A 25,469-nucleotide genomic window follows, 5' to 3' on the forward strand; every position below is an offset into this window, starting at 1 on the left:
CTTTTTTTTGTAGATCAAATATTAGGAATTCGACAATGGCTATTACAGCTAAGCAAGTTAAAGAACTTCGTGACCGCACTGCTGCGGGTATGATGGATTGTAAAAAAGCACTCGTTGAAGCTGAAGGCGACATCGAGCTTGCAATTGAAAACATGCGTAAATCTGGCGCAATCAAAGCAGCTAAAAAAGCTGGCCGTATCGCTGCTGAAGGTGTTGTTTTAGCAAAAACTGCGGGCACTATCGCACTAATCGCTGAAGTAAACTGTGAAACAGATTTCGTAGCAATGGATAAAAGCTTCTTAGCATTTGCTAATCAAGTTGCTGATATCGCACTTGCAAACAAAGTTTCTGACGTTGCTGCATTAAGCGTTTTAGCTTACGACGACATCACTGTTGAAGAAGCACGTGCTAACTTAGTCGCTAAAATCGGTGAAAACATCTCGATTCGTCGTTTACAAATCGTTGAAGGTGAAAACCTTGGCGCATACGTACACAGCGGCAAAATCGGTGTTATCTCTGTATTAACTGGTGGCGATGCAGATCTTGCTAAAGATATTGCTATGCACGTTGCAGCTGCTGCACCTACTTACGTTAAGCCGGGCGATGTTCCTGCTGAAGTAGTTGCTAAAGAGAAAGAAATTCAGCTACAAATCGCTATCGACAGCGGTAAACCTGCTGAGATCGCTGAAAAAATGGTTACTGGCCGTATGGCTAAGTTCACTGGTGAAGTAAGTCTTACTGGTCAACCATTTGTTAAAGATCCTTCAATTAAAGTTGCTAAGCTTCTTAAAGATGCTGGTGCTGACGTTGAAACATTCATCCGTCTAGAAGTGGGTGAAGGTATCGAGAAGAAAGTAGAAGATTTTGCTGCTGAAGTTGCTGCAACTATGGCCGCTGCTGGTCAATAATCGACGCTATTAACAATAAATAACTATTTATTGTAAAAAAAGAACCGTGGCTAGATCTGCGGTTCTTTTATATTTAGAATACGGTAATTTTATCAATAAGTTGTTTAGCTTTTAGACATTTTATTAATACAATCGCAAACAGCCCTACATAGAGGAATGAATTTTATGAGCACCAATCCAAAATCAGCATATCGTCGTATTTTACTTAAATTAAGTGGTGAAGCCCTAGTCGGTGAAGAAGGGTTTGGTATTGATCCAACCGTCTTAGACCGTATGGCATTGGAGATTAAATCGCTGATTGAAGCGGGTGTACAAGTGGGTCTTGTTATCGGCGGTGGCAACATTTTCCGTGGTGCAGGTCTTGCTGAAGCGGGAATGAACCGCGTTGTAGGTGACCACATGGGTATGCTTGCAACCGTAATGAATGGTTTAGCAATGCGTGATGCATTACACCGTTCTCACGTTAACTCTCGTCTTATGTCTGCTATTCCATTAAATGGCGTATGTGATGATTACAACTGGGCTGAAGCAATTAAACACCTTAAATTAGGTACGGTTGTTATTTTTGCTGCTGGTACAGGTAATCCATTCTTCACAACGGATTCTGCTGCTTGTTTACGTGGTATTGAAATTGAAGCTGATGCTGTTTTAAAGGGCACAAAAGTAGACGGTGTTTACGATGCTGACCCAGTTAAAAATCCAGAAGCAATGCTTTATAAAGAGATTGATTATTCGGTTGTTCTTGAAAAAGAATTACAGGTAATGGATCTAGCTGCCTTTACACTAGCCCGTGACCATAGCCTGCCAATCCGTGTATTTAACATGAACAAACCTGGCGCATTAAGCCGTGTTGTTCTGGGTGAAGATGAAGGTACAACAATTACGCATTGTGCATAAGTTGTTAGCTACAAAATAAATACTATTAAAAATTTGGGAAAAGATAATGATCAATGAAATTAAAGATGATGCACAAACACGCATGGGTAAAAGTATCGAGTCGTTTAAAAGCCAATTAGCTAAAATTCGAACTGGTCGTGCGCATCCAAGTCTTTTAGATGGCATTATGGTGCCTTATTACGGAAGTAATACACCACTTCGCCAAGTGGGTAACGTATCTACTGAAGATTCTCGCACATTAACGGTGACTGTATTTGATGCAACATTAATCGCTGCTGTTGAAAAAGCGATCATGGGTTCAAACCTTGGCTTAAACCCAATGTCTGCAGGTACTGTGATTCGTATTCCTTTACCACCATTAACAGAAGAACGTCGTAGAGACTTAATTAAAGTCGTACGTGGTGAAGCTGAAAATACACGTATCGCAATTCGTAACATTCGTCGTGATGCTAACGGTGACTTGAAAGAGTTGGAAAAAGAAAAAGAAATCAGTGAAGACCAACAGAGTAAAGGTGAAGAATTAGTTCAAACTGCGACTAATAGCAGTGTAAAACTGGTTGATGATCTACTTGCTGTAAAAGAAAAAGAGTTAATGGAAGTTTAATCTGAATACGAGCAGATAGACTTTTGTCATGTAAAAGGAAGTAGTACGTGGCATGAGTCTTATTCTCTGCTCATTTGATTATATTAGGAATTAAAGTGACAACAGTAACTGTACAACAAAGCTTGCCAAAACATGTTGCGATTATAATGGATGGCAACGGGCGTTGGGCAGAAAGTAAAGGTAAGCACCGTGTCTTTGGGCATAAGCATGGGGTGAAGTCATTACGCAGAGCAATTAGTTTTGCCAGTGAAAAACAGATTCAAGCATTAACTATTTATGCCTTCAGTAGTGAAAACTGGAAACGCCCAGAAAAAGAAGTGACCATGTTGATGGAGCTTTTTTTTACTGTATTGGGCAGCGAAGTCAAAAAGCTACATAAGCATAATATTAAATTAAAAATCATTGGTGAAGTCTCTGGTTTTAGTGAACGCATACAGAAAAAAATAGCCCAAGCAGAAAAGCTGACTGAAAATAATAGTGGCCTTGCATTAAATGTCGCCGCTAACTATGGTGGGCGTTGGGATATTACTCAAGCTGCTAAACAGCTTGCTGGCCTAGTTCAAAAGGGTGAATTAACCCTTGATGAAATCACTGAAGATAGACTATCAAGTGCTATTAACTTAGATCAACTGCCTGCTGTAGATTTAATGATTCGTACTGGTGGTGACCACCGTATTAGTAATTTTTTATTATGGCAACTTGCCTACGCAGAGCTTTATTTCAGTGATATTTTATGGCCAGACTTTAACGCCCAAGCATTTCAGGATGCACTGGATGTTTTTTCTGGCAAAGAAAGACGTTTTGGACAAACCAGTGAGCAAGTCGCTCTTGGCTGATTTTTATAACTCAATTCAATAGGGTGTTTCTGTGAAACAAAGAATTATAACAGCGCTTGTTTTGGCGCCACTTGCCATTGCGGGCATTTTTTTATTACCACTTAAATTTTTCATGCTAGCGATCGCTGCGATATTTTTGTTAGCGAGTAAAGAATGGGGCCGTTTTGTAAACCCTAAATCCACATCAAGTACTGTTTTTTATGTTTTTGGCTTTGTATTAGCCATCACGTTAATGTTGTTACCGATAGAGCAACTTTGGAATGCCGGTGGTATTCACAGCGCCGTGTACAGTGGGTTAATTGTTACCGCTGTGTGGTGGTTCGTTTCGTTAATTTTAGTGGCTAGTTACCCTAAAACGTCGCCATTATGGGCGCGCAGTAAAGCGGTTAAAGCATTATTCGGTTTATTCACCTTAATTCCATTTTTCTGGGCAATGATTGTTTTACGCTCAGTTAATATTCATCATGATTTTTATTATGGTGGCGCATTATTAATGTTTGTTTTCTTATTAGTATGGGCCGCTGATACCGGTGCGTATTTCTGTGGGAAACGTTTTGGTAAACATAAACTCGCTCCAAACGTAAGCCCGGGTAAAACAATTGAGGGTTTTGTTGGTGGTGCGGTTAGCTCAATGATTGTTGCATTTATCGGTAGTATTTTATTTGATATTCCATCAGAAAAAATGGGACTGTTTTTTGCTGCCGCATTAATCACTACCTTGGTTTCTGCGCTTGGTGACTTGAGTGAAAGTATTTTTAAACGTGAAGCTAACTTAAAAGATAGTGGTAACTTATTACCGGGACACGGTGGTATTTTAGATCGTATCGACAGTTTAACGGCTGCTGTTCCTGTTTTTGCGCTTACTTACCTTCTATGGTTAATGTAATCGATGAAAAATTTAGCGGTTTTAGGTGCAACGGGATCTATTGGTGATAGTACGCTCAGCGTCTGTCGTAATAACCCTGAGTTGTATACTGTAAAGTTATTGGTTGCTTCAACGAGTGTCGATAAGATGCTGTCGTTGTGCCTCGAGTTTAACCCTAGTTATGTTGCTATGAGTTGCCCGAATGCCACTGCTGAATTAGCGTTTAAATTAAAACAAGAAAATAGCGCGTCACAGGTTTTAAATGATGAAGATGAGTTATTACAACTATTAAGTAGTGCTGAAATTGATTCAGTCATGGCCGCTATTGTTGGTGGTGCGGGTTTAAAAACAACACTCGCCGCCGTTAAAGCAGGCAAAGAAATATTCCTGGCAAATAAAGAGTCGCTGGTGATGTCGGGTCAGTTATTCATTGATGCCGTTAAGCTGTCTGGTGCTAAATTGTGGCCTGTTGATAGCGAACACAATGCCATTTACCAAGCATTATCCCCAATCTTACAAGATTGCATTGGCCATTGTGACTTAACGGCACAGGGCGTTTCTAAAATATTATTGACCGGTTCCGGTGGGCCCTTTCTTAATACTCCCCTTGATAGCTTCAATACCATTAGCCCTGCACAGGCGGTTAAACATCCGAATTGGTCAATGGGCCAAAAAATATCTATTGATTCAGCAACTATGATGAATAAAGGCCTTGAGTATATCGAGGCACGTTGGTTATTTAATGCTTCTCGTGAACAGCTTCAAGTTATTATTCATCCACAATCTGTTATTCACTCTATGGTGCAATATATAGATGGCAGTGTAATTGCACAAATGGGTAACGCAGATATGCGTATTCCAATCGCACATGTTATGGGTGGCGCTAAACGAATCGAAAGTGGTGCGGGAAATTTTGATTTTTTTACCTCTCCTGAATTTAGCTTTATGGCACCAGATTATGATCGTTATCCTTGCCTTAAATTAGCCATTGATGCTTGTTATCAAGGGCAACATGCAACAACCACATTAAATGCAGCTAATGAAATTGCGGTAGATGCATTTCTAAATGGCAATATCTTATTTACACAAATTTCTCAGTTGGTCGATCGCGTTTTGCAAAAAACCAAGACACAATCGATTAGTTCAATAGAGCAACTGATGGAGATTGATCTGATTGCAAAAGTGAGCGCCCGTGAAATTATCCAACGAGATCTTTTATGTTAACGATGTTATGGAATTTAGGCGCATTTATTGTTGCTTTGAGTATTTTAGTTGCGATTCATGAATACGGTCATTTTTGGGTTGCGAGACGTTGTGGTGTAAAAGTCCATCGTTTTTCTATCGGTTTTGGTAAGGTATTATTCAAACGAACAGACAAACAAGGGACTGAGTTTGCCATTGCTGCTATTCCACTCGGTGGTTATGTAAAAATGCTCGACGGACGAGTAGAAAACGTACCGGAAGAACTTCAACAATTTGCCTTCGATAAAAAAACAGTGTGGCAACGTATTGCGATTGTGGCCGCTGGTCCGCTAGCCAATTTTGCTTTGGCTATTGTTGCATTCTGTCTGATGTACATGATTGGTATTAATACTGCTAAACCGATTGTAAAAGGTGTTATTGCCGATTCGCCTATGTCCGTCATCACCACAGATCAACGTTTTCAGATTATGGCGATTAACGATCGTCAAGTGGGGGATTGGGAAGCATTAAATCTCGCGCTGGTTAGTCAAATTGGTGAGAATGAGTTTGATATCACAATTAAAGAACTAACAAACAATACAATTGAACCAATCTCTAGCTATCGAGTCTCAATGGAAAGTTGGAAATTTGATCCTAAAACAGAATCAATCATTAACAGTTTAGGTCTTTCTCCTTACCGTCCTGTTGTACATCTGCAAGTCGCTCAGGTTTCACAAGGGGGAGCAGGTAATGACGCGGGATTAAAAGCGCAAGATAAGTTACTCGCTATTGATGGCAAAGCACTCATTGATTGGGCTGATTTTGTTGAACTGATTCAAACTAATGCTAATGCACAATTAGCGTTAAAAATAGAAAGAGACGGGAAATTATCAACGCTTTTATTAACACCTAAATTAAACGCAGATACAAACAAAGGTTATATCGGTGTTGCACCAGTTGTTGAACCTTATCCTGAAGAATATAGGGTAACGTTACAATTTGGCGCTTTTGATGCATTTGTAAAAGGCGTTGAGAAAACGGGCCAATTAACTAAATTAACCTTTGATACGTTAATTAAGTTAATTACCGGAGATATTTCCGTTAAAAACCTCAGTGGACCTGTTTCAATTGCAAAAGGTGCTGGAGCCAGTGCTGATTATGGCATTGAATACTTTTTGGGGTTTTTAGCGTTAATTAGTGTTAATTTAGGGTTAATGAACTTAATTCCATTACCCGTGTTAGATGGTGGTCATCTACTTTATTATTTTGTAGAAGTACTCACTGGAAAACCCGTGCCTGAAAAAATTCAAGAGTTCGGTTTTAAAATTGGTGGTGCTGTTTTAATGACATTAATGACAATCGCTATATTGAATGATTTTAATTTACTGTAATATCTTTGATAATCATTATATTGAAAGCAATTTAAGAAAATTATAAAATACAGACTTATATCAAAACACAGCATAAGTGTTGCAAAGGATTCGAAAAAAGATGTTTAAGAGATATTTAGTAGTAACAGCATTTGTATTCAGTAGTTGTTTTTCAATGCTCTCATTCGCTGAAAAATTTACCATTTCAGATCTACAGTTTGAAGGATTACAACGTGTAACCTTAGGTGCCGCGTTATTAAGCTTACCCATCCGAGAAGGTGATGAGGTTGATAGCTATCAACTTTCTCTCGCCCTTAAAAAACTTTATGCAAGTACTCACTTTGAGACTATTGAATTAGAGCATGAAGGTACGGTATTGATTTTCAAAGTAAAAGAACGCCCAACGATCAGTAATGTGGGGTTGACTGGTAATGATAAATTAACTGAAGAGCAGATATTAGATTCGCTTAAATCATCGGCCATTCAAGTCGGTGACCCCCTTGATAGAACCACACTTTCTGGCATTGAAAAAAGTTTAGAAGATTTTTATCACAGTGTAGGTAAGTACAGCGCACAAGTAGAAGCCATTATCACACCGCTTCCGCGTAATCGTGTTTCTATCCAGTTTGTTTTTCGTGAAGGCCTAACGGCTAAAATAGAACAAATCAATGTAGTTGGTAATGAAGTTTTTCCAGATTCACAATTACTGAAACGTCTGACACTTAGCGACTCTGCTGGTTGGTGGGACTTTTTTGCTGATGATAATTACCAAAAGCAAAAACTAGCCGGTGACTTGGAAGTGATTAAAAGTTATTACCTAGACAGAGGTTATATTCGTTTTGAGATTGAAGATACACAGGTTGCGATAACACCGAGCAAAAAAGGCGTGTACGTAACGGTTAACGTCAATGAAGGTGATATTTATAAAATTGGCGGTGTACAGTTTATTGGTAACCTTTTAGGTAACGATGAAGATATAAAGTCATTAGTCCCTTTTATTGAAGGGGATGTATATGCCGCCTCTGATGTGGCTTACTCAGAACAAAGTATTCGTAAATACTTTGGGCGTTTAGGTTATGCCTATCCAGAAATAACCACTTATCCTGAAGTGGATGATGAAACGAATACCGTGGTTGTTAACTTTTCTGTTGAGCCAGGACAGCGTGGTTATGTACGTAATATTAATATTTCAGGTAATACGCTGACCGCAGATGTGGTATTACGTCGAGAATTACGCCAAATGGAAGCGGGTTGGTTGTCCAGTGAAAGCATTGAACTCTCTAAAAACCGTTTAAATCGTTTAGGTTTCTTTTCAAAAGTTGATATTAATACCGAACGTGTAAGTGAAGATTTAGTTGATTTAAACGTTAATGTAGAAGAACAAGCTTCAGGTTCATTTAACGCAGGTGTAGGTTACGGTACAGAGTCTGGTTTAAGTTTAAGTGGTGGTATTAGCCAAGATAACTTTTTAGGCACAGGTGATAAAGTTGGTTTTGAAGTTAAATTTAATGATTATAGTAAAAGTACCAATGTAAATTACACAACACCTTACTTGACCAAAGATGGTGTAAGTGGTGGTGCAAGAGTGTTTTATGACCTATTTGAAGCCGGTGAGGCGAATATCGTCGATTACACTAATACGACCTATGGTATTCGCTTTAATATGGGCTTTCCTGTGAACGAAATTAACCGTTTAGGTTTCAGTCTCGGTTGGGAAAGTAACGGTATTGCACAGTTAAAATCTTATGAGCAACTGCGCCAGTTTTGGGATATTTATGGGTCTCAGCTTGATGAGGACGGCTCTGTTAATTTTCAAAATATCGATGTAACCGCTAAATGGACACGTAATAATCAAGATAAAGGTCGAATGGCAACGCAGGGTATGAAACACAACCTGTGGGCAAAAATGACTATCCCAAGCTCAGATTTACAATACTTTAAAATAAATTTTGATATTAGTAATTACCAACGTATTACTGACGATGGCGAATGGACAACACTACTGCGTGGTACATTAGGTTACGCAAATGGTTATGGTCAATTTGATGGTAACGACCAAATCCTACCTTTCTTTGAAAACTACTATGCCGGTGGTTACCGCACATTACGTGGTTTCTCAAGCAATACGGTTGGGCCACGTGCGATGTATACTAGTGGAGGAAATGATGGTAATAGCACAATGACATTAACTGATAATGCTGTTGGTGGTAATGCCAAATATACAATGAGTGCTGAAGTGATCTTCCCGGTGCCTTTTCTTGATGAAGCTTACACACGTCAAGTACGTAGCAGTGTATTTGTTGATGCCGGTGAAGTATGGGATACAGAGTTTAATTACGATTATTATAGCCAGCTAAGTTGTTCATATAACTGTGAATATTTTGGTGATTATTCAAAACCAGGTAGAATACGTGTTTCAATGGGTACGCAGTTAACTTGGATATCACCAATGGGGCCGTTAGTATTTACCCTAGCAGTACCGTTAAAAGAGTATGAGGGTGATAGAACAGAAACCTTCTCGTTTAATATCGGTGATACATTCTAATTTTGTAACTATTCAGCACTTCACAAAATTTGAGGTGCTTTTATACACTGCAGACAGTAGCGGCTCAGGGCTAAGCCATTTATGTATAATTCAAGGCAGGAAAGCGAAGTTTAGTAGTTTAAATGAGCATTTCCTAACACGGTTATCGTCAGATAACTGAAGTTTTACCTTGAACAGACCTTAAATGGCAAGGACCTGAGTAGTTAACTAATTTTTAAAGTTAAGGTATAACCTTATCGTTTTTTAATAACAATAATATTTTATTTACGGAGTAACAACATGAAGACCTTTTTAAAAGCAGCAACTTTAGCAGTAGCAATGATTTCAGTGCCAGCAGTAAACGCTGCAGAAGTACAAAAAGTAGGTGTTGTTTTTCCTTCTAAAATAATGAAAGAGTCGCCACAACGTGAACGCATTATTAAAAAATTAGAAGCAGAATTTAAAGCGCGTTATGAAGCATTACAATCACTTGAAAAAGAGATCACTAAACTTGAGAAAAGTTTAAAACGTGATGCAGAATTAATGAATAATGACGAAGTAACAGCGATGCAACGTAAAGTGGAAGTTAAGCTTTCTGAATACAAATTAAACCGTAAAGCATTCGAAGAAGATAACCGCCGTCGTCAAGGTGAAGAGCAACAAAAAGCACTTGTTGTTGTACGTGATGTGATTGATGCAGTTGCGAAAGAGCAAGGTTACGACATTATCTTAAACGGTGAGCAAATTGTTTTTGCTAAACCTGCTTATGATATTTCTGATGTTGTTATCGAAGAAATTAGTAAAAAATAGGTTCTAAAAATGACACAAACATTAGCGCAATTAGCTACGTTATTAGGCGCGCAAGTAACTGGCGATACGTCGTTAGTTATAAAGCGCTTGGCAACGTTTGATAATGCCAATGACGGCGACATCACCTTTGTTTCCGATAAAAAACTATTAACACAGCTTGAGCAATGTAAAGCCAGCGCGATTGTTTTGCCAACGACGGTAAAAGAAGGTTATCAAGGTAATGCCCTGTTTATGGATAACCCCTACGTCGGTTATGCTATGCTCGCATCCATTTTTGATACAACACCCAATTTGCAGGTTAATATTGCACAGTCAGCGATTATTCATGAAAGCGCTAAAATTGGTGAAAATGTTGCGATTGCTGAAAATGTAGTGATTGGGGCCGGTGTAGAAATTGCTGATAATTGCCAAATATTCGCCAATGTCGTGATCGGGCAACAGGCTAAAATTAGTAAAAATTGTAAAATATATCCTAATGTCACTATTTATCATGACTGTATTGTCGGCGAACGTGTCATTGTTCATGCTAATACTGTGATAGGTAGCGATGGGTTTGGCAATGCGCCTTACCAAGGAAAGTGGGTTAAAATCCCTCAGATCGGTACTGTGGTTATTGGTGATGATGTAGAAATTGGTTCATCAACAACCATTGATCGTGGTGCGCTTTCAAATACTATTATTAGTAATGGTGTAAAAATAGATAATCAGTGTCAAATTGCACATAATGTATTTATTGGTGAGCACACTGCTATTGCAGGCGGATCAAATATCGCTGGTAGTACCAAAATTGGTAAAAACTGTATTGTTGGTGGTAGTGTTGCAATGAATGGACACCTGACTATTACTGATAATGTCGTTATCACCGGAGATAGTATGGTCATGCGTAATATTAGCGAGGCCGGTATTTATTCTTCTGGTGTGCCAGCTATCAGTAACAAACAGTGGCGAAAAAATACGGCTCATACGTTCAAAATAGGTGATCTATTTAAACGTGTGAAGCAACTTGAAAAACAACTACAAGAAAAAGATTAAGGAATATTCCGTGACTAACGAATTAAACAGTTTAGATATTAAAGAGATCATGGATCTTCTACCACATCGTTACCCATTTTTATTAATTGACCGTGTTGTCGATTATGTGCCTGGTAAAACGTTACAAGGCTTTAAAAATATTTCATTTAATGAGCCTCAATTTCAAGGCCATTTCCCAGGCACTCCGGTATTTCCTGGTGTGATGATTATTGAAGCATTAGCACAAGCAACAGGTGTTTTAGCGTTTGCAACTTACGGAAAACCTGCTGAAAATGAGCTATATTTTTTAGCGTCGGTTGATAAAGTGCGTTTTCGTAGACCTGTTGTTCCGGGTGATGTACTTGAACTTGAAGTTATCTATTTAAAAGAACGTCGTGGCATGGGAAAATTTGAGTGTATTGCAAAAGTTGATGGCCAAGTCGCTTGTGAAGCAATGATCATGTGTGCAAGAAGAGAGATCTAATGACAAATACAGCTGCTCAAACATTAGGAAAGATCCACGAAACTGCAAAAGTTCATCCAACGGCGATTGTTCATGAAACAGCAATCATCGGGGAAAACGTAGAGATCGGCCCTTATAGCATTATCGGTGCTCGTGTTGAAATTGGTGACAATTGTTGGATTGCCCCACACGTTGTTATGAATGGCCCAACAAAAATGGGTAAGGGTAATAAAGTATTTCAATTCGCATCGGTCGGCGAAGATTGCCAAGACTTAAAATATGATGGTGAAGAAACCTTTTTAGAGATTGGCGATAATAACGTCTTTCGTGAAAGCTGTACTATTCATCGTGGTACAGCACAGGATAACGGCACAACAACCATTGGTAATAATAACCTGTTGATGGCTTACGTTCATGTTGCACACGACTGCGTACTGGGTGACAATATTATCCTTTCTAATAATGCAACATTAGCTGGGCATACTAAATTAGCTAATAATGTCATTATTGGTGGTTTGTCGGCTTTACACCAATTTACACGTGTTGGTGAGTTTGCAATGATTGGCGGTTGTTCTGCGGTAAATAAAGATATACCTCCTTACTTCATGGCATCTGGAAACTATGTACAAGCACAAGGCATTAACTCGGTGGGTTTGAAACGCCGTGGGTTTAGCAGTGCCGCTATCATGGAAATAAAGCGTGCTTATAAAGCTTTATGTCGTGATGGAAACAGTTTAGAAGATGCAAAAGCGCTTATTGCTTCAAAAGTTGAGGATTGCCCTGAGCTTAAAGTCTTACATGACTTTTTAAATGAAGAAAGTCGCGGTATCGTAAGGTAGTTTGTAACTACTCAGACCGTCGCCATTTAAAGCTTACTTCTGCGTTGGAAATGCGCATTTAAACCACTAAACTGCGCCTTTCCGCCTTAAATTAAGCATAAATAACTTAGCTCTGAGCATTTATCCTTTATCTTATAAAAATCATATATCAGTATTATCGAAAAGGCTCATTAGAGCCTTTTTTTTTCAAAGCATTTTATGAGTACATTATTATGGCTAAACCATTACGAATCGGTTTAATTGCGGGTGAAGCATCGGGTGATATCTTAGGTGAAGGGCTTATCAAAGCACTCAAAGTTCACTACCCTGATGCCATTTTTGAGGGTATTGCAGGACCCAAAATGATAGCGCAAGGCTGTACTGCATTGCACCCTTTAGAAGCACTTTCAGTGATGGGGTTTGTAGAGGTATTAGGTAAGTTACGCAGTATTCTCTCTATTCGAAAATCTATTACTCAGCACTTTATTAATAACCCCCCTGATATATTTATTGGTATTGATGCACCTGACTTTAATTTAACCGTAGAACTTAAATTAAAAGCACAGGGTATAAAAACGATTCATTATGTGAGCCCTTCTGTATGGGCTTGGAAGCAGTGGAGAATTCATAAAATAGCCAAAGCGACCCATTTAGTGCTGGCATTTTTACCCTTTGAAAAAGCATTTTACGATCGTTTTAATGTGCCTTGTCAATTTGTAGGTCATACCTTAGCTGATCAGTTACCGCTGATTCGTGAAAAAGATAAAGCCCGAGCAGTATTAGAATTGGATAATAGTGAAAAGCTATTAGCTATTCTACCTGGTAGTCGTAAAGCTGAAGTTGCTATGCTTGGGCCTCTATTTTTGAAAACGGCTAAAATAATCCATCAAAAACACCCTGAATACCGCTTTATTGTGCCGATGGTAAATGATCGTCGTAAGCAACAGTTTATGGAGCAGATCAAAGAGGTCGCGCCTGATTTACCCATTACTCTTTTTGACGGTCATTCAAGTGATGTTTTACAGTCTGCGGATTTAGTCTTGTTAGCATCCGGCACCGCTGCACTTGAAGCAATGCTAGCTAAAGCCCCGATGGTGGTGGCTTATAAAGTAAGCGCGCTAACTTACGTCATTGCAAAATCATTATCGAGTGTGAAATATACTTCATTACCAAATTTGATTGCTGACAAAGAAGTGGTCAAAGAACTGAGCCAGTATGATTGTACTGTTGAAAATATGGTTGAAGAATTAGAACGTTTAATTGGTATCGGCGGTGAGCAGATGATTGAAACCTTCACTGAATTACACAAATTAATTAAATGTGATGCCGATACAAAAGCGGCGCAAGCGGTAGTTGATTTGTTAGCGCTAAAATTGGAAACAGAATAATGAGTAAAGAAAAAGTTGTATTTCCTGATGTGATCTACCCAAATTTTAATTTAATTGCCGGGGTTGATGAAGTTGGCCGTGGTCCGCTCGTGGGTGATGTAGTTACTGCTGCTGTTATTTTAGATAAAAATAATCCTATCGAAGGTTTAGCGGATTCTAAAAAACTCAGTGAAAAGAAACTGGCGTTCATGTTTGATGAAATTCAACAAAAAGCACTGTGTATTTCAGTGGGTCGCGCTTCACCAACAGAGATTGATGAAATTAACATTTTGCAAGCGACTATGCTGGCAATGCAACGTGCAGTAGAGGGGCTTGAAATTCAGCCTGAATTTGTATTCATTGATGGTAATCGTTGCCCAGCGCTTAATATACCTAGTGAAGCGATTGTTAAAGGGGATGCGCGTGTTGCCGAGATAAGTGCTGCCTCTATTATTGCAAAAGTAACACGTGATCGCGAAATGGAAGCGCTTGATAAGTTACATCCTGAGTATGGCTTTGCGAAACACAAAGGTTACCCTACTAAAGCGCACTTTGAAGCATTAGAGAAGCACGGTGCAATTGCAGAATACCGTAAAAGCTTCAAACCCGTTAAAAAAGTATTAGGCCTTTTATAGCTGTCAGCCGATAGCTATCAGCTGTCGGCTTACTCCCAGTTCGCCCTTAAATTAGATAGTATAATCATATGTCCGAGTTAGTTGTTCAACACGATCCTAAATTTATTCATCTACGTGTCCATAGTGACTTTTCAATGGTAGATGGCCTGACAAAGGTAAAACCTTTGATCGCAAAAACGGCAGCGATGGGTATGCCTGCGCTAGCGATTACCGATCAAACAAACTTTTGTGGTCTGGTTAAGTTCTATGGAGCAGCCCATGGTGCGGGTGTAAAACCATTAGTAGGCGCTGACTTCTGGGTACAAAGTGAGTTATCCGAGGGTGAACAGTTTCGATTAACCGCTATGGCGATGGATAATGACGGTTATAAAAATGTCACTGAACTGATTTCCAAGGCTTACTTGCGTGGTCACGTAGGTGGACGTGCAATTATCGATCAAGATTGGCTGATTGAACATAATAAAGGCATTTTATTATTATCGGGTGCTAAAGAGGGCGATTTAGGTAAAGCGCTATTAAAAGGGCATGTTGAGATTGCCAATGAAATAACGCTCTTTTATCAAACACATTTTGCGCAACGTTATTACCTTGAGTTAATTCGTACTAATCGTGTAAATGAAGAGAATTACCTTCATTTGGCACTCGATTGGGCTGAGCAACATCAGTTGCCTGTTGTGGCCACTAACCAAGTTATTTTCATTAATAAAGAACTCTTTGATGCACATGAGATTCGTGTTTGTATCAACCAAGGTTATACATTAGGGGATGACAGGCGTCCTAAGGATTATAGCCCTGAGCAATACCTACGTAGCGAAGAGGAGATGTGTGAACTGTTCTCGGATATTCCAGAGGCGCTACAAAACAGTGTGGAGATAGCAAAACGCTGTAATGTAACATTACGTCTTGGAGAGTATTTCTTACCTGATTTCCCTACTGGAGGTAAGCATATCAATGAGTTCTTCTCTGATGTCTCACGAGAAGGCTTACAAGCACGTTTAGAGTTTCTTTTTGACAAAGATAGCCCGGAATTTGCGGCTATTCGTAAACCCTACGACGAGCGTTTACAGATTGAACTCGATGTTATCAATAAGATGGGATTTCCGGGTTATTTCTTGATTGTAATGGAGTTCATTCAGTGGAGTAAAGATAATCTCATTCCCGTTGGTCCTGGCCGTGGTAGTGGTGCTGGTTCACTGGTTGCTTACGCACTTAAAATTACCGATCTTGACCCATTAGAACTTGAGTTACTGTTCGAGCGATTCTTAAACCCTGAACGTGTTTCCATGCCCGATTTCGATATCGATTTTTGTATGGATAGACGTGATGAAGTTATCGATCACGTTGCAGAGCTCTACGGGCGTGATGCGGTATCGCAGATCATTACCTTTGGTACTATGGCGGCTAAAGCGGTTATTCGAGATGTAGGTCGAGTACTCGGGCATCCTTATGGCTTTGTTGATGGTATTTCTAAATTAGTACCACCTACACCGGGTATGACACTCACTAAAGCCTTTGAAGAAGAGCCTCGTTTACAAGAGCGTTACGATGGCAGTGAAGAAGTACGCGATCTTATCGATATGTGTCGTACTTTAGAGGGCACAATTCGTAATGCCGGTAAACATGCCGGTGGTGTGGTTATTTCACCAACTACTATTACTGATTTCGCGCCATTGTATTGTGATGACGAGGGTAAAAATCCAGTAACACAATACGATAAAAATGATGTCGAAACAGCCGGTCTCGTTAAATTCGATTTCTTAGGTCTAAGAACACTGACTATAGTGCAGTGGGCGATAGACATGGCCAACGATCATAATAAAGAAGATGGCAAAGATCTAATTGATATCGAACGTATTAGTTTGACTGAGCCACTTTGTTTTGAGTTATTGAAGCGTTATGAAACGACTTCTGTTTTCCAGTTAGAGTCGCGCGGGATGAAAGATTTGATCCGCCGATTACAGCCGGATTCTTTCGAAGATATGATCGCATTAGTGGCACTATTTCGTCCTGGGCCTTTAAGCTCAGGCATGGTAGATAACTTTATCGAGCGTAAACATGGTCGTGAAGCCGTTTCTTACCCCGATGAAAAATGGCAGCATGAATCACTTAAAGAGATTTTAGAACCGACCTACGGCATCATCTTGTATCAGGAACAAGTTATGCAGATTGCACAGGTACTTTCCGGTTACACCTTGGGTGGTGCGGATATGTTACGTCGTGCAATGGGTAAGAAAAAACCAGAAGAGATGGCAAAGCAGCGTAGTACCTTTGAAGAAGGCGCGATTAAAAACGGTGTTGATGGCGAGCTTGCCATGAAGATCTTCGATCTAGTTGAAAAATTTGCCGGTTATGGTTTTAACAAATCTCATTCGGCCGCTTACGCATTGGTTTCTTACCAAACATTATGGATGAAAACCTTTTACCCTTCTTACTTTATGGCAGCGGTAATGTCGGCGGATATGGATAACACTGAAAAAATCGTTATTCTAGTTGCTGAGTGTCAGAACATGGGATTAAACCTTTGTCCTCCTGATGTTAACGAAGGTTTATTCAAATTTAATGTCGATAAAAATTATCGTATTATTTATGGTATTGGCGCTGTTAAAGGAGTCGGTGAAGCACCTGTTGATGCGATTATTGAAGCACGTACTGAAGGTGGTAAGTTTAAAGATCTCTTTGATTTTTGCACCCGAATCGATTTGAAACGCTGTGGTAAACGTATCCTAGAAAAGTTAATTCTTGCAGGTGCATTAGATAATTTAGGGCCACATCGTGCGGCTTTAATGGCTAACTTACCCAATGCACTAGAAGCGGCTATTCAGCATAAAAAAGCGGAATCATTTGGGCAATCGGACCTGTTTGGTGTGTTGGTGACGGACAGTGATGAAATAGAAAATAAATTTTCACTTGTTGAAAAATGGCCTGAAAAACAATGGCTAGCAGGTGAGAAAGAAACGCTTGGTTTATACTTAACGGGTCATCCTATTGATCAATATGAAACACATATTCGCGCGTTTCATTGTACTAAAATTATTGATTTAACGGCTAATCGTCGTGGGCAAAATAGCCGTATCGCGGGATTGGTTTTAGGTATGCGTGTGATGGTCACTAAAGCCGGTAAACGTATGGGTATTATCACACTTGATGATAAAAGCTCGCGCTTAGAAATTACTGTATTTGCAGATCTTTTAGACCAATATGAAAACTTATTAGTCGCTGATAATATTATTATCTTACAGGGTCAGGTCAGTGAAGATTTCTTCAATGGCGGATTAAAGATGAATGCCCGTGAAGTGATGAGTATTGATCAAGCACGTGAGCGTTTTGCTTCTAAATTGCGTTTGAAGGTCAATGCGAATAACGTCGGTGCAAACTTTCAAGATAAACTACAAAGCGCACTAGAGCCTGAAATAGGCGGTGTTTGTCCTGTATTTATCGAATATACCAATGCCACTGCACAGGCGGAGCTTTCTTTGGGATTATCTTGGGCGATTACGCCAACAGATGACTTATTATTTGCGCTTGCGAAACTGGTTGGTGAAGAAAATGTAAAACTACATTTTGATCATATCAATAGTTAACGATTGCTCTTACTGTAGATCGGCATTGATGTCGCTTGTATAAAGATAAAGATAAAAAATGAAAAATAAAAAATGAAAAATAGCGATCTACTTAATCAATTTAAAGCACAACTTAGCGCGTTGACCACGACAGACGCCAAGTTCACCATTGCACTCAGTGGGGGGCTTGATTCCGTTGTTTTATTACATCTATTTTCGCGTGTAAAAAATATAAGTGTGACAGCGCATCATGTGCACCATGGCTTGAGCCATAATGCCGATTATTGGGGGAAATTTTGCCAACAAGTCGCAATAGGGTTAAACATCAAGTGCAGCGTGAGCAAGGTTGAGATTGATAAAAAGAATCGTGTGAGTTTAGAAGCGTTAGCACGTGAAAAACGTTATGTCATTTTAAAAGAAAACCTGACCGATAATAGTTATTTAGTAACGGCGCATCATCAAGACGATCAACTAGAAACATTATTACTGGCCCTAAAACGAGGGGCGGGTCTAACGGGGTTACAAGGCATCGTTGCAAAACAAACGCTTGAAAAAGGTTACTTGATAAGACCACTTCTTGATTTCTCTCGTGAGCAATTAGAAGTGTATGCAAAGCAGTTTGAGTTACAGTGGATAGAAGATGAAAGCAATGCAGATCAACGATTTGATCGTAACTTTATTCGTCATAGCATCACACCATTGTTAAAAGAACGCTGGCCTTCAATCGCTAAAACCGTTGCACGTAGCGCTTCTCATTGTCAGGCACAACAAACCCTGATTGATGAAATAACCGATGCGGATTACCAGCTTTGTCAGCTTAGCCCATTAGTTTTAAATATTGATAGTTTAAAACAACTGAGTGACGCGCGTAGAAAAAATGTATTACGCGATTATTTCAAAAGATCCTTATTAAACTACCCGTCAACCCAGCAATTAAATACTATTTGGGAGAGTATTGCGCTCGCCCAAGCAGATGCAGAGCCTAAGCTTCAATTACAAGAACATACCATTTGTCGTTATCGTAATGCGCTTTATCTGTTTAAATCTGATGATTTTTCTGAGGCTTTTTCTGAAGGTTCTGAGAAGTTACTTTGGCAAGGAGAAAGCGAATTATTATTATGTAACGGTAAGGTAAAGCTCAAAATAGAAGTAGATACACAGGCGTTAAATCAACTGCCTTCTATTGAAGTCTGCTTTCGACATCATTTACCTACTGATTTTAAATGCAAACCTATTAACAGAGATAAAAGTCGTAGCATTAAAAAACTGTTCCATGAGTATCATGTGCCACCTTGGAAGAGAGGGCTGGTGCCCTTTATTTTTGTAGAGGGTGAGTTACTTGAAGCTGTTGGTGTTTTTCGATGCGAAATGGCTTTATCCCACTCATTTCGCATCGAAATTATTTAACTGCTACTGCTATTCCGCTTTACTGAATATAAATTTCTATCGGCAATGGCAAAAAGTGCATTTGCATCTTCACCCATTTGCCAATGCGCAACCCCTGCACTGGCCGAGAAATTTAAATTGCTTAAAAACAGTGTATTAGCAATCTCTGTTAATAGACGCTCATTAATTTTATCCACTGACTGTTGATCGCCTGGTTGTAAAATAAGCGTAAATTCATCCCCACCTAAGCGGAAAACCATATCAGACGTACGCACTATTTTAGTTAAAATAGCGGCAAAGTGCTGTAATACTTGGTCACCTTTAAGGTGGCCAAAGTTGTCGTTAATGATTTTGAAATCATCAATATCAAACACCATCAAAGACAATGATTGATGTCCACGACTACTTTGCTCAATAGCTCGTTGCAAACTTTCATCGTAATAAGCACGGTTACCTATATTCGTTAAATGGTCTTTGAAGACCATCGCGCTTAGCTCTGAAAACTTTAAAGCGTGGCGTAAATTAGGTATAAGTAATTGATGTAATTCAATTAACACTCTGTTTTCATCTGCTGTTAAAGCATCATCACTTTGATAAGTAATAGAGCCAATACGTGGGCTTTTTGATGAAAGCGGTAAATTAAAGGTATTACTAAAATTATATTTTTTTCTATTATTTAAACTAAATAAGCCGTTTGCTGATTGAAAGCGCACATTAAAAGGGCGGACAAAGTTTGCCACCATAGAGGCAAAGTTTGTCAGTAGCTCTTTTAGGTCTAAACTTTCCTGTAGTAGCTCCAAACACTCAAATCTATTTTCCGATGTCAGTGTAGGATCATTGGAAATGAGCGTAAATAACTTATCACTACAAGGGTAAGTCGATAATGCTGAATTATTGGTTGCTTCCATAATAGTACCTCCATTCCTTTTTAATTTATTATAAATAGCAATTTTCAATAATATAAAAGCAGATTTTATGCCAACTTGTGCTTTTGTATTTGATTTATAGATGACAATGGTTTTTTTACTTGGTTTTCGATTAGGATTCTTTTTAACTGATTGTTTTAAATGCTTAATGTTTTTCTATTTTATTTGCAGGCTTTATTAAAGCCTTCCTATTGCTAAGTTTACAGATAGCGGTTTATTGACATTACGATTCTGGTAACGGGTTATTGGCTATATAGAAGGGGAGTAGCAGTGTTAGCTGATTTATTATTATTACTCTTTTTTGCAATCATTAGTGTGATTGTATTTAGGTGGTTGCATCTATCTAATATTGTTGCTTATCTTTTTACTGGTTTTGTACTTGGCCCTTCCCTATTTAATTTTTTAAACGCCTATCATGAGATAGAGCTGATCGCTGAGTTCGGTATTGTATTTCTGATGTTCTCATTAGGGCTAGAATTCTCATTAAATAAGTTGATTGAGATGCGCCGTTCTGTTTTTGGACTCGGTGCATTGCAGGTGATTGTTTCCTTTTTTATGTTTTATTTCCTCAGTCAACTATTTGATATGAGCTGGCAGCAATCGTTCACGGTGGCGGGTATTTTGACCATGTCATCAACGGCAATTATTGTCAAAGTCCTTTCTGATCAACAGCAATTACACTCCTTGCGTGGCAGGTTAGCGATTGCTATTTTATTGTTTCAAGATCTTGCCGTTGTGCCCTTTTTAATCATTATTCCTATTATTGCGATGCCACAACTTGAAGGTGGCATTGTAATACCTCTTATTGTGGCTTTTGTAAAAGGTGCTTTTGCCGTCACGGTTTTGTTAGCCATTGGTCGTTGGGTATTGCCACGATTTTTTGATGAAATGGGCAAGGTTCGTTTCGATGAAATATTTATTTTGTCCAATCTTTTTGTCACCTTGTTAGCCGCTTGGTTTACCCAAGCATTGGGGTTATCAATGGCACTTGGTGCTTTTCTTGCGGGTATGATGCTTGCAGAAAGCCATTATCGGCATCAGTTATCCGCTGATATTCGCCCTTTTAAAGATATTTTAATGGCGATATTTTTTATCTCTATTGGCACCTTGCTGAGTTTTGAAATTTTGCGTGATAATTTAGGGCTCTTATTAATGATGGTCGTTGGCATGATGCTGGCAAAAATTCTAACCATTACCTTTGCCGCCTTAATAATGAAAGAAAAATTGGTCACTTCATTGGGTGTTGGTATTGCATTGGCACAAATGGGTGAGTTTGGTTTTATCTTGGTGGCGCTGGCCAGTAAGTATGAATTGTTAGGGCAAGAGTTATCATCACTGCTTATTGCAACAGGTGTCATTAGCATGTCGCTAACCCCTGTTTTGGTAAAATATAGTCAGAAAATTCCTCGAGAAGTTTTACATCACTATGAAAAGGTTTTCCGTTTACAAAAAACATTACCAGGGCAATTTAGTGATCACATTATTATTTGTGGTTATGGGCGTGTTGGGCAAATTGTGTCACGTTTTTTACGCACGGAATCATTACCCTTTATTGTTTTAGACAGAGATCCTATGCGTGTCAAAGAGGCACGAGAGGGCGGTGAAAAAATAGAATTTGGTGATGCAAGTCGCCGAGAGATTTTACTGGTTGCTGGCATCGAAAAAGCCAAATTGTTGATCATTACCTTTAACGATTTACAGCGCTCGTTGGCCTTGCTTGGGCAGATTCGTGCCATTAATCCGGACGTGAAAGTCTTAGTGCGCACTAAAGACGATAAAGGTTTAGACGAACTTTATGAAACGGGCGCAACGGAAGTGGTCCCCGAAGTCTTAGAGGGCAGTTTAATGCTGGTGGCACATGTGCTGTTTTTGTCCGGTATTCAAAGGAAAAAGATAATGCATCGGCTTGATTGCGAGCGCAGAATAAAATATCAACATCTGCATGGTTTCTATTATGGAGAGGATACTGAAATAGGTAAAAACACCTGGGCTATTGAGCAAATCCATGCAGTGGTGTTACCTGCTTCATCAAAATTAATTGATAGCTTTGCTCTGTTATTTCATTTTAATGGCGTAACGATCAAGTCAATACATCGTCAAACGGGTGATGAGGTGTCTATTTCAGAAAAAACCCGCTTTAAAGCGGGTGATATGGTTTTATTGCAAGGCGAGAAACCTGACCTATTAAAAGCTGAGCAAGCATTACAAGGAAAAAACTATGATTCTCCAGTTTAAGGGAGCATTAGTCATCCGTTGTTTGCTTTCAGTCTTGTTACTTCTCGCCTTCAATTTTCTAACCTGGGCGTTTATCTGCGCGTGCAGAGAGCAACATTTTTGCATAAAACAAGACAAACAGCGTAAAGGCACTGCACCAAAATAGAATGCTTATCCAATATGCTATTATAAGCAGTTCAGGCATTAACAGTGGAAATGTCACTCTCACTAATCCTGAAATCGCAGTTGCAATAAAAGCAATACTCATCCATTTTGAGGGAATTAATGCATTGCCTGTGTGACCAAGCGATACACGACTTATCATGGCTAAAATAACCCCACCAAATCCCGCTATAGCCGTTAAATGAATCATGGTTGTGGCGTTAATACTGGGAATAAATAGTGCCAGTGCATAAAAAATTAAACCTGCTGAAAGTAGAAGGTAACTTAAATGCAACGACCAAAGTAGCGCGACAGGCAGTGTTAATAGTGGTTTCCAGCGAATGACTCGGATTAAATTAGCTGCGCCAGTTAATAATGCAAGCGCACCGGAAATAATAGTAAGGCTTGGAAACCAGATTAAAACTGCGAGTAATAATAACGGTGCTAACGCTAAATATTCTAAAACTTGAATCGGTTGTACTTTTTCAGTAGCTGTTCCTTTTGAAGTAAAGAAAGGAATAACACGCCCGCCCATCACTGCAATAATAAAGAACACTAAAAATAACATGCTCCAGATTGCCTGTTGCGACATGATGTAATCATAACTTTTAAAACCCACTAAACTCACTGCGTTTAAAACACTCATCGCTAATAATAGCGGCACAAAAAATAGGTTCTTCCATTGTTTTGCATGTAATACCGCTTGTGCTAAAACGAGGGCTGCTAATGGCATCCAAGTTAGCTCTAATATCATGGTTATCCAAAATAGATCTGGCGGTAATAGGAACATCGCAAAACGCGCTAATAGCCAAATTGTAAACAAGAGCGCTAATTTTTTTCCTTTTAAGCCTGGGTAGCCAGTCCAATTTTGAACGGCGGTGAGTAAAAAACCTAGAATAATGGCTCCCGCAAAACCAAATAACATTTCATGGGCATGCCACTGAGTGCTTGGCAATTGCGAACCCAGTGTTATTTTACCGGAAAGCAATAAGCCCCATAAAAACATACTGATAACGGCAAAAAGCGCGCCAGCTAAAAAGAAAGGGCGAAATCCTAAACGAAAGAAGGGCAATAATTGCTGTTCTTGAGCATTATCGGTAATCTGTATCATCTTTTTTCCTATTTTATTGATAGTGAGTAATTATGTCTGAAAATTTATCCGAAAAATTGTTTGCTCAGAAATCTAACACGCAAGAGACTTCAACAATTATCGCTAATTCTAGCTCGAAAAAAAACCATAAACTGGGCAATGTTATTATGGATGGCGAGTCTCAAGATGGTTGGTATCGTTTATTAAAGTTTATGTTGTGGGCATGGCAGGGTGTCGACCTGATTGATTGTTATGATGTACTTTCCCATATTAGCGCGTCAAAGAACGCGCGTAGTGATGAGTCTATTTTAGATAGTGTAATTGGCTTTCGCTCTGGTAACTGGAGTTACGAGTGGACTCAAAAGGGTATGAGCTACCAAAAAAAGGCCAATGAGTTTGCTAATCTAGGTCATGAAAATTTAGCTAAAGAAGCTTATTACAGTGCATCACAATGTTATAGCGTTGCCAGTTATCCGAATTTAAGAGGTGATGAACTGAGCATACAGGCGCAAGTATTAGCCTTTAATAATTATAAAAAATCATTTCAACACAACAAAAATGCAATATTAAAAGAGATAAAAGTGCCTTTTCAAGGCAAGCAAGTGAGCTGTTATCTTCACCTTCCTCATACAGAGACGATTCTGCCAGTTGTGATTGTGAGCGGCGGATTAGATACCTTGCAATGTGAGTTACTACCTTTGTTTGAAAAAGATCTCGCGCCTGCGGGTATTGCGATGTTAACCGTTGATTTACCGGGCATTGGTCACTCATCGAAAATAAAGCTCGAGCAAGACTCTTCGAATTTACATCAAGCAATAATTCATCATTTGAAAAAAGTGCCTTGGGTTGACCATGATCGCATTGCGTTAATGGGTATGCGCTTTGGTGGCAATATTGCCACGCGGTTAGCGTTTATTGAGCCCACTTCAGTTAAATCAGTCGTTGCTGTAGGGGCGGCTGTTGGCTCTGTTTTTAATAATATCGAGAATTTCAAAAAACTACCGCCTATGATGCTTGACTGTATTGCTTCTCGTATGCAAGTTAAAAACTCTGATACGGATATCATCTATCAACACTGTGTCCCCCTCTCGTTGACCAAGCAGGGGCTGTTTCGTAGACGCATACAAACACCGCTACTGAGCATCGGTCATAAAAACGATATTGTGTGTAATGAAGATGATTTGAAGATGATTGCACTGGCGAGCCGTCAAGGGGAGTCACGTATTATTGATAAAGCTCCCATTTTTGACTCATACTTAAACTCTTTAAGTTATTCTGCCCAGTGGTTAACAAGACATCTTGCAGAGTGAGTGGTAGATTAGATGCTTATTCTTTTTTTAGGAAATAGACCAATATGACTTCAGCGTTACCGCTATCCCCGTCTAGAGGGCGTATATTTAAACTGTTCACAGATTTAGGTCCCTATTTTAGAAAGTTACAATCGACAGAGAGCTCTTTCTTTTTTGATTGTTTAGAAATTTGTGTTGATGATAAAAAAGAACCTGAAGAACGTCAATTTTATGGCTGGTGGTTAGTTGTAACACGTGATGAAAATGGTTTTGATTACGAACGTTACGACGGCTTATACAACCTAGAAGGTGATTGGGTTGTGCATAAAATTAAAAAGAAAGACCAGAAGCAACTTGATGATTCTTTTGAACTTTTTATTGAACGATTAAAATCACTTATCGAAGTAGAAACTGGATTTTGTTTGGCGCCATTAGAGGTCGCATTAACAGAGGCTTAAATTTTACACTTAAAAATGATATACTTTTAAACAGTAACGATTATGTCGTTGCTGTTTTTTTTCGCCCCTGTTTTTTTCTCCCCTAATAAATGAC

Annotated in this window: 21 protein-coding genes; 19 read left to right on the top strand and 2 right to left on the bottom strand. The window is 39.1% G+C overall.

Annotated elements, in window-relative coordinates; genetic code table 11:
• Positions 1-35 precede the first annotated feature (35 nt).
• The 16 genes from tsf (at position 36) to tilS (ending at position 19,257) form a co-directional block, all read left to right on the top strand.
• Positions 36-908: a translation elongation factor Ts gene (gene tsf / locus CXF74_RS06140; protein WP_101081534.1), complete on the top strand. Its 873-nt coding sequence runs from the start codon at positions 36-38 to the stop codon at positions 906-908.
• Positions 909-1,073: 165 nt separating this feature from the next.
• Positions 1,074-1,805 carry a UMP kinase gene (gene pyrH / locus CXF74_RS06145; protein WP_101081535.1) on the top strand — a complete coding sequence of 244 codons (732 nt, stop codon included), beginning with the start codon at positions 1,074-1,076 and terminating at the stop codon, positions 1,803-1,805.
• 46 nt (positions 1,806-1,851) lie between these two features.
• Positions 1,852-2,409, top strand: a complete 558-nt coding sequence (gene frr, locus CXF74_RS06150) for a ribosome recycling factor (protein WP_101081536.1) — start codon at positions 1,852-1,854, stop codon at positions 2,407-2,409.
• Between the two features lie 146 nt (positions 2,410-2,555).
• The gene (uppS, locus tag CXF74_RS06155; RefSeq protein WP_101081573.1) at positions 2,556-3,245 is read left to right on the top strand and encodes a polyprenyl diphosphate synthase; all 690 of its coding nucleotides are present in this window, start codon (positions 2,556-2,558) and stop codon (positions 3,243-3,245) included.
• Between the two features lie 31 nt (positions 3,246-3,276).
• Complete coding sequence (locus CXF74_RS06160) at positions 3,277-4,131, top strand: phosphatidate cytidylyltransferase (protein ID WP_101081537.1); 855 nt, start codon at positions 3,277-3,279, stop codon at positions 4,129-4,131.
• Positions 4,132-4,134: 3 nt separating this feature from the next.
• Positions 4,135-5,334, top strand: a complete 1,200-nt coding sequence (gene ispC / locus CXF74_RS06165) for a 1-deoxy-D-xylulose-5-phosphate reductoisomerase (protein ID WP_101081538.1) — start codon at positions 4,135-4,137, stop codon at positions 5,332-5,334.
• Positions 5,328-6,683, top strand: coding sequence for a sigma E protease regulator RseP (rseP, locus tag CXF74_RS06170; RefSeq protein WP_101081539.1), 1,356 nt, complete (start codon positions 5,328-5,330; stop codon positions 6,681-6,683). Before ispC ends, rseP begins: the two co-directional genes overlap by 7 nt.
• Positions 6,684-6,783: 100 nt before the next feature.
• Positions 6,784-9,207, top strand: a complete 2,424-nt coding sequence (gene bamA / locus CXF74_RS06175; protein WP_101081540.1) for an outer membrane protein assembly factor BamA — start codon at positions 6,784-6,786, stop codon at positions 9,205-9,207.
• Positions 9,208-9,486: 279 nt separating this feature from the next.
• A complete protein-coding gene (locus CXF74_RS06180; protein WP_101081541.1) occupies positions 9,487-9,996 on the top strand; it encodes an OmpH family outer membrane protein in 510 nt (169 codons plus the stop codon).
• A 9-nt stretch (positions 9,997-10,005) separates the two neighbouring features.
• A complete protein-coding gene (gene lpxD / locus CXF74_RS06185) occupies positions 10,006-11,028 on the top strand; it encodes a UDP-3-O-(3-hydroxymyristoyl)glucosamine N-acyltransferase (protein ID WP_101081542.1) in 1,023 nt (340 codons plus the stop codon).
• Positions 11,029-11,038: 10 nt separating this feature from the next.
• Positions 11,039-11,491, top strand: a complete 453-nt coding sequence (gene fabZ, locus CXF74_RS06190) for a 3-hydroxyacyl-ACP dehydratase FabZ (RefSeq protein ID WP_101081543.1) — start codon at positions 11,039-11,041, stop codon at positions 11,489-11,491.
• Positions 11,491-12,309, top strand: a complete 819-nt coding sequence (lpxA, locus tag CXF74_RS06195) for an acyl-ACP--UDP-N-acetylglucosamine O-acyltransferase (protein WP_101081544.1) — start codon at positions 11,491-11,493, stop codon at positions 12,307-12,309. The genes fabZ and lpxA overlap by 1 nt, the downstream gene beginning before the upstream one ends.
• 212 nt (positions 12,310-12,521) lie before the next feature.
• Positions 12,522-13,676 (top strand): lipid-A-disaccharide synthase, encoded by a 1,155-nt coding sequence (gene lpxB, locus CXF74_RS06200; RefSeq protein ID WP_101081545.1) that lies wholly within the window; start codon positions 12,522-12,524, stop codon positions 13,674-13,676.
• The gene (gene rnhB / locus CXF74_RS06205) at positions 13,676-14,290 is read left to right on the top strand and encodes a ribonuclease HII (RefSeq protein WP_101081546.1); all 615 of its coding nucleotides are present in this window, start codon (positions 13,676-13,678) and stop codon (positions 14,288-14,290) included. The genes lpxB and rnhB overlap by 1 nt, the downstream gene beginning before the upstream one ends.
• A gap of 68 nt (positions 14,291-14,358) precedes the next feature.
• On the top strand, positions 14,359-17,871 hold the full coding sequence (dnaE, locus tag CXF74_RS06210) for a DNA polymerase III subunit alpha (RefSeq protein WP_101081547.1): 3,513 nt from the start codon (positions 14,359-14,361) through the stop codon (positions 17,869-17,871).
• Between the two features lie 72 nt (positions 17,872-17,943).
• Positions 17,944-19,257 (top strand): tRNA lysidine(34) synthetase TilS, encoded by a 1,314-nt coding sequence (gene tilS, locus CXF74_RS06215; protein ID WP_101081548.1) that lies wholly within the window; start codon positions 17,944-17,946, stop codon positions 19,255-19,257.
• On the opposite strand, the gene CXF74_RS06220 is transcribed toward tilS, so the two are convergent.
• Positions 19,254-20,144 (bottom strand): GGDEF domain-containing protein, encoded by an 891-nt coding sequence (locus tag CXF74_RS06220; protein ID WP_101081549.1) that lies wholly within the window; start codon positions 20,142-20,144, stop codon positions 19,254-19,256. The genes tilS and CXF74_RS06220 overlap by 4 nt on opposite strands.
• A gap of 288 nt (positions 20,145-20,432) precedes the next feature.
• Here CXF74_RS06220 and CXF74_RS06225 point away from each other — a divergent pair, with 288 nt between their 5' ends.
• Positions 20,433-22,397, top strand: coding sequence for a cation:proton antiporter (locus tag CXF74_RS06225; protein WP_101081550.1), 1,965 nt, complete (start codon positions 20,433-20,435; stop codon positions 22,395-22,397).
• 58 nt (positions 22,398-22,455) lie between these two features.
• On the opposite strand, the gene CXF74_RS06230 is transcribed toward CXF74_RS06225, so the two are convergent.
• A complete protein-coding gene (locus tag CXF74_RS06230) occupies positions 22,456-23,649 on the bottom strand; it encodes an NnrS family protein (RefSeq protein ID WP_101081551.1) in 1,194 nt (397 codons plus the stop codon).
• 32 nt (positions 23,650-23,681) lie between these two features.
• Here CXF74_RS06230 and frsA point away from each other — a divergent pair, with 32 nt between their 5' ends.
• Together frsA and crl are read left to right on the top strand one after the other, a co-directional pair.
• A complete protein-coding gene (gene frsA / locus CXF74_RS06235; RefSeq protein ID WP_101081552.1) occupies positions 23,682-24,938 on the top strand; it encodes an esterase FrsA in 1,257 nt (418 codons plus the stop codon).
• A gap of 44 nt (positions 24,939-24,982) precedes the next feature.
• A complete protein-coding gene (gene crl, locus CXF74_RS06240) occupies positions 24,983-25,375 on the top strand; it encodes a sigma factor-binding protein Crl (protein WP_101081553.1) in 393 nt (130 codons plus the stop codon).
• The last annotated feature ends 94 nt before the right edge of the window (positions 25,376-25,469 follow it).

The sequence above is a fragment of the Psychromonas sp. Urea-02u-13 genome (genome assembly GCF_002835995.1).
In the GTDB taxonomy this organism is placed as follows: Bacteria; Pseudomonadota; Gammaproteobacteria; order Enterobacterales; family Psychromonadaceae; genus Psychromonas.

Excerpts from the sequence above, each read along its gene's own strand:
- lpxB (WP_101081545.1), top strand. The coding sequence starts at position 12,522 with ATGGCTAAACCATTACGAATCGGTTTAATTGCGGGTGAAGCATCGGGT.
- frr (WP_101081536.1), top strand. The coding sequence starts at position 1,852 with ATGATCAATGAAATTAAAGATGATGCACAAACACGCATGGGTAAAAGT.
- uppS (WP_101081573.1), top strand. The coding sequence starts at position 2,556 with ATGGATGGCAACGGGCGTTGGGCAGAAAGTAAAGGTAAGCACCGTGTC.
- crl (WP_101081553.1), top strand. The coding sequence starts at position 24,983 with ATGACTTCAGCGTTACCGCTATCCCCGTCTAGAGGGCGTATATTTAAA.
- tsf (WP_101081534.1), top strand. The coding sequence starts at position 36 with ATGGCTATTACAGCTAAGCAAGTTAAAGAACTTCGTGACCGCACTGCT.
- frsA (WP_101081552.1), top strand. The coding sequence starts at position 23,682 with ATGTCTGAAAATTTATCCGAAAAATTGTTTGCTCAGAAATCTAACACG.
- rnhB (WP_101081546.1), top strand. The coding sequence starts at position 13,676 with ATGAGTAAAGAAAAAGTTGTATTTCCTGATGTGATCTACCCAAATTTT.
- pyrH (WP_101081535.1), top strand. The coding sequence starts at position 1,074 with ATGAGCACCAATCCAAAATCAGCATATCGTCGTATTTTACTTAAATTA.
- lpxA (WP_101081544.1), top strand. The coding sequence starts at position 11,491 with ATGACAAATACAGCTGCTCAAACATTAGGAAAGATCCACGAAACTGCA.
- CXF74_RS06180 (WP_101081541.1), top strand. The coding sequence starts at position 9,487 with ATGAAGACCTTTTTAAAAGCAGCAACTTTAGCAGTAGCAATGATTTCA.
- rseP (WP_101081539.1), top strand. The coding sequence starts at position 5,328 with ATGTTAACGATGTTATGGAATTTAGGCGCATTTATTGTTGCTTTGAGT.
- ispC (WP_101081538.1), top strand. The coding sequence starts at position 4,135 with ATGAAAAATTTAGCGGTTTTAGGTGCAACGGGATCTATTGGTGATAGT.
- CXF74_RS06220 (WP_101081549.1), bottom strand. The coding sequence starts at position 20,144 with ATGGAAGCAACCAATAATTCAGCATTATCGACTTACCCTTGTAGTGAT.
- tilS (WP_101081548.1), top strand. The coding sequence starts at position 17,944 with ATGAAAAATAGCGATCTACTTAATCAATTTAAAGCACAACTTAGCGCG.
- dnaE (WP_101081547.1), top strand. The coding sequence starts at position 14,359 with ATGTCCGAGTTAGTTGTTCAACACGATCCTAAATTTATTCATCTACGT.
- lpxD (WP_101081542.1), top strand. The coding sequence starts at position 10,006 with ATGACACAAACATTAGCGCAATTAGCTACGTTATTAGGCGCGCAAGTA.
- bamA (WP_101081540.1), top strand. The coding sequence starts at position 6,784 with ATGTTTAAGAGATATTTAGTAGTAACAGCATTTGTATTCAGTAGTTGT.
- CXF74_RS06230 (WP_101081551.1), bottom strand. The coding sequence starts at position 23,649 with ATGATACAGATTACCGATAATGCTCAAGAACAGCAATTATTGCCCTTC.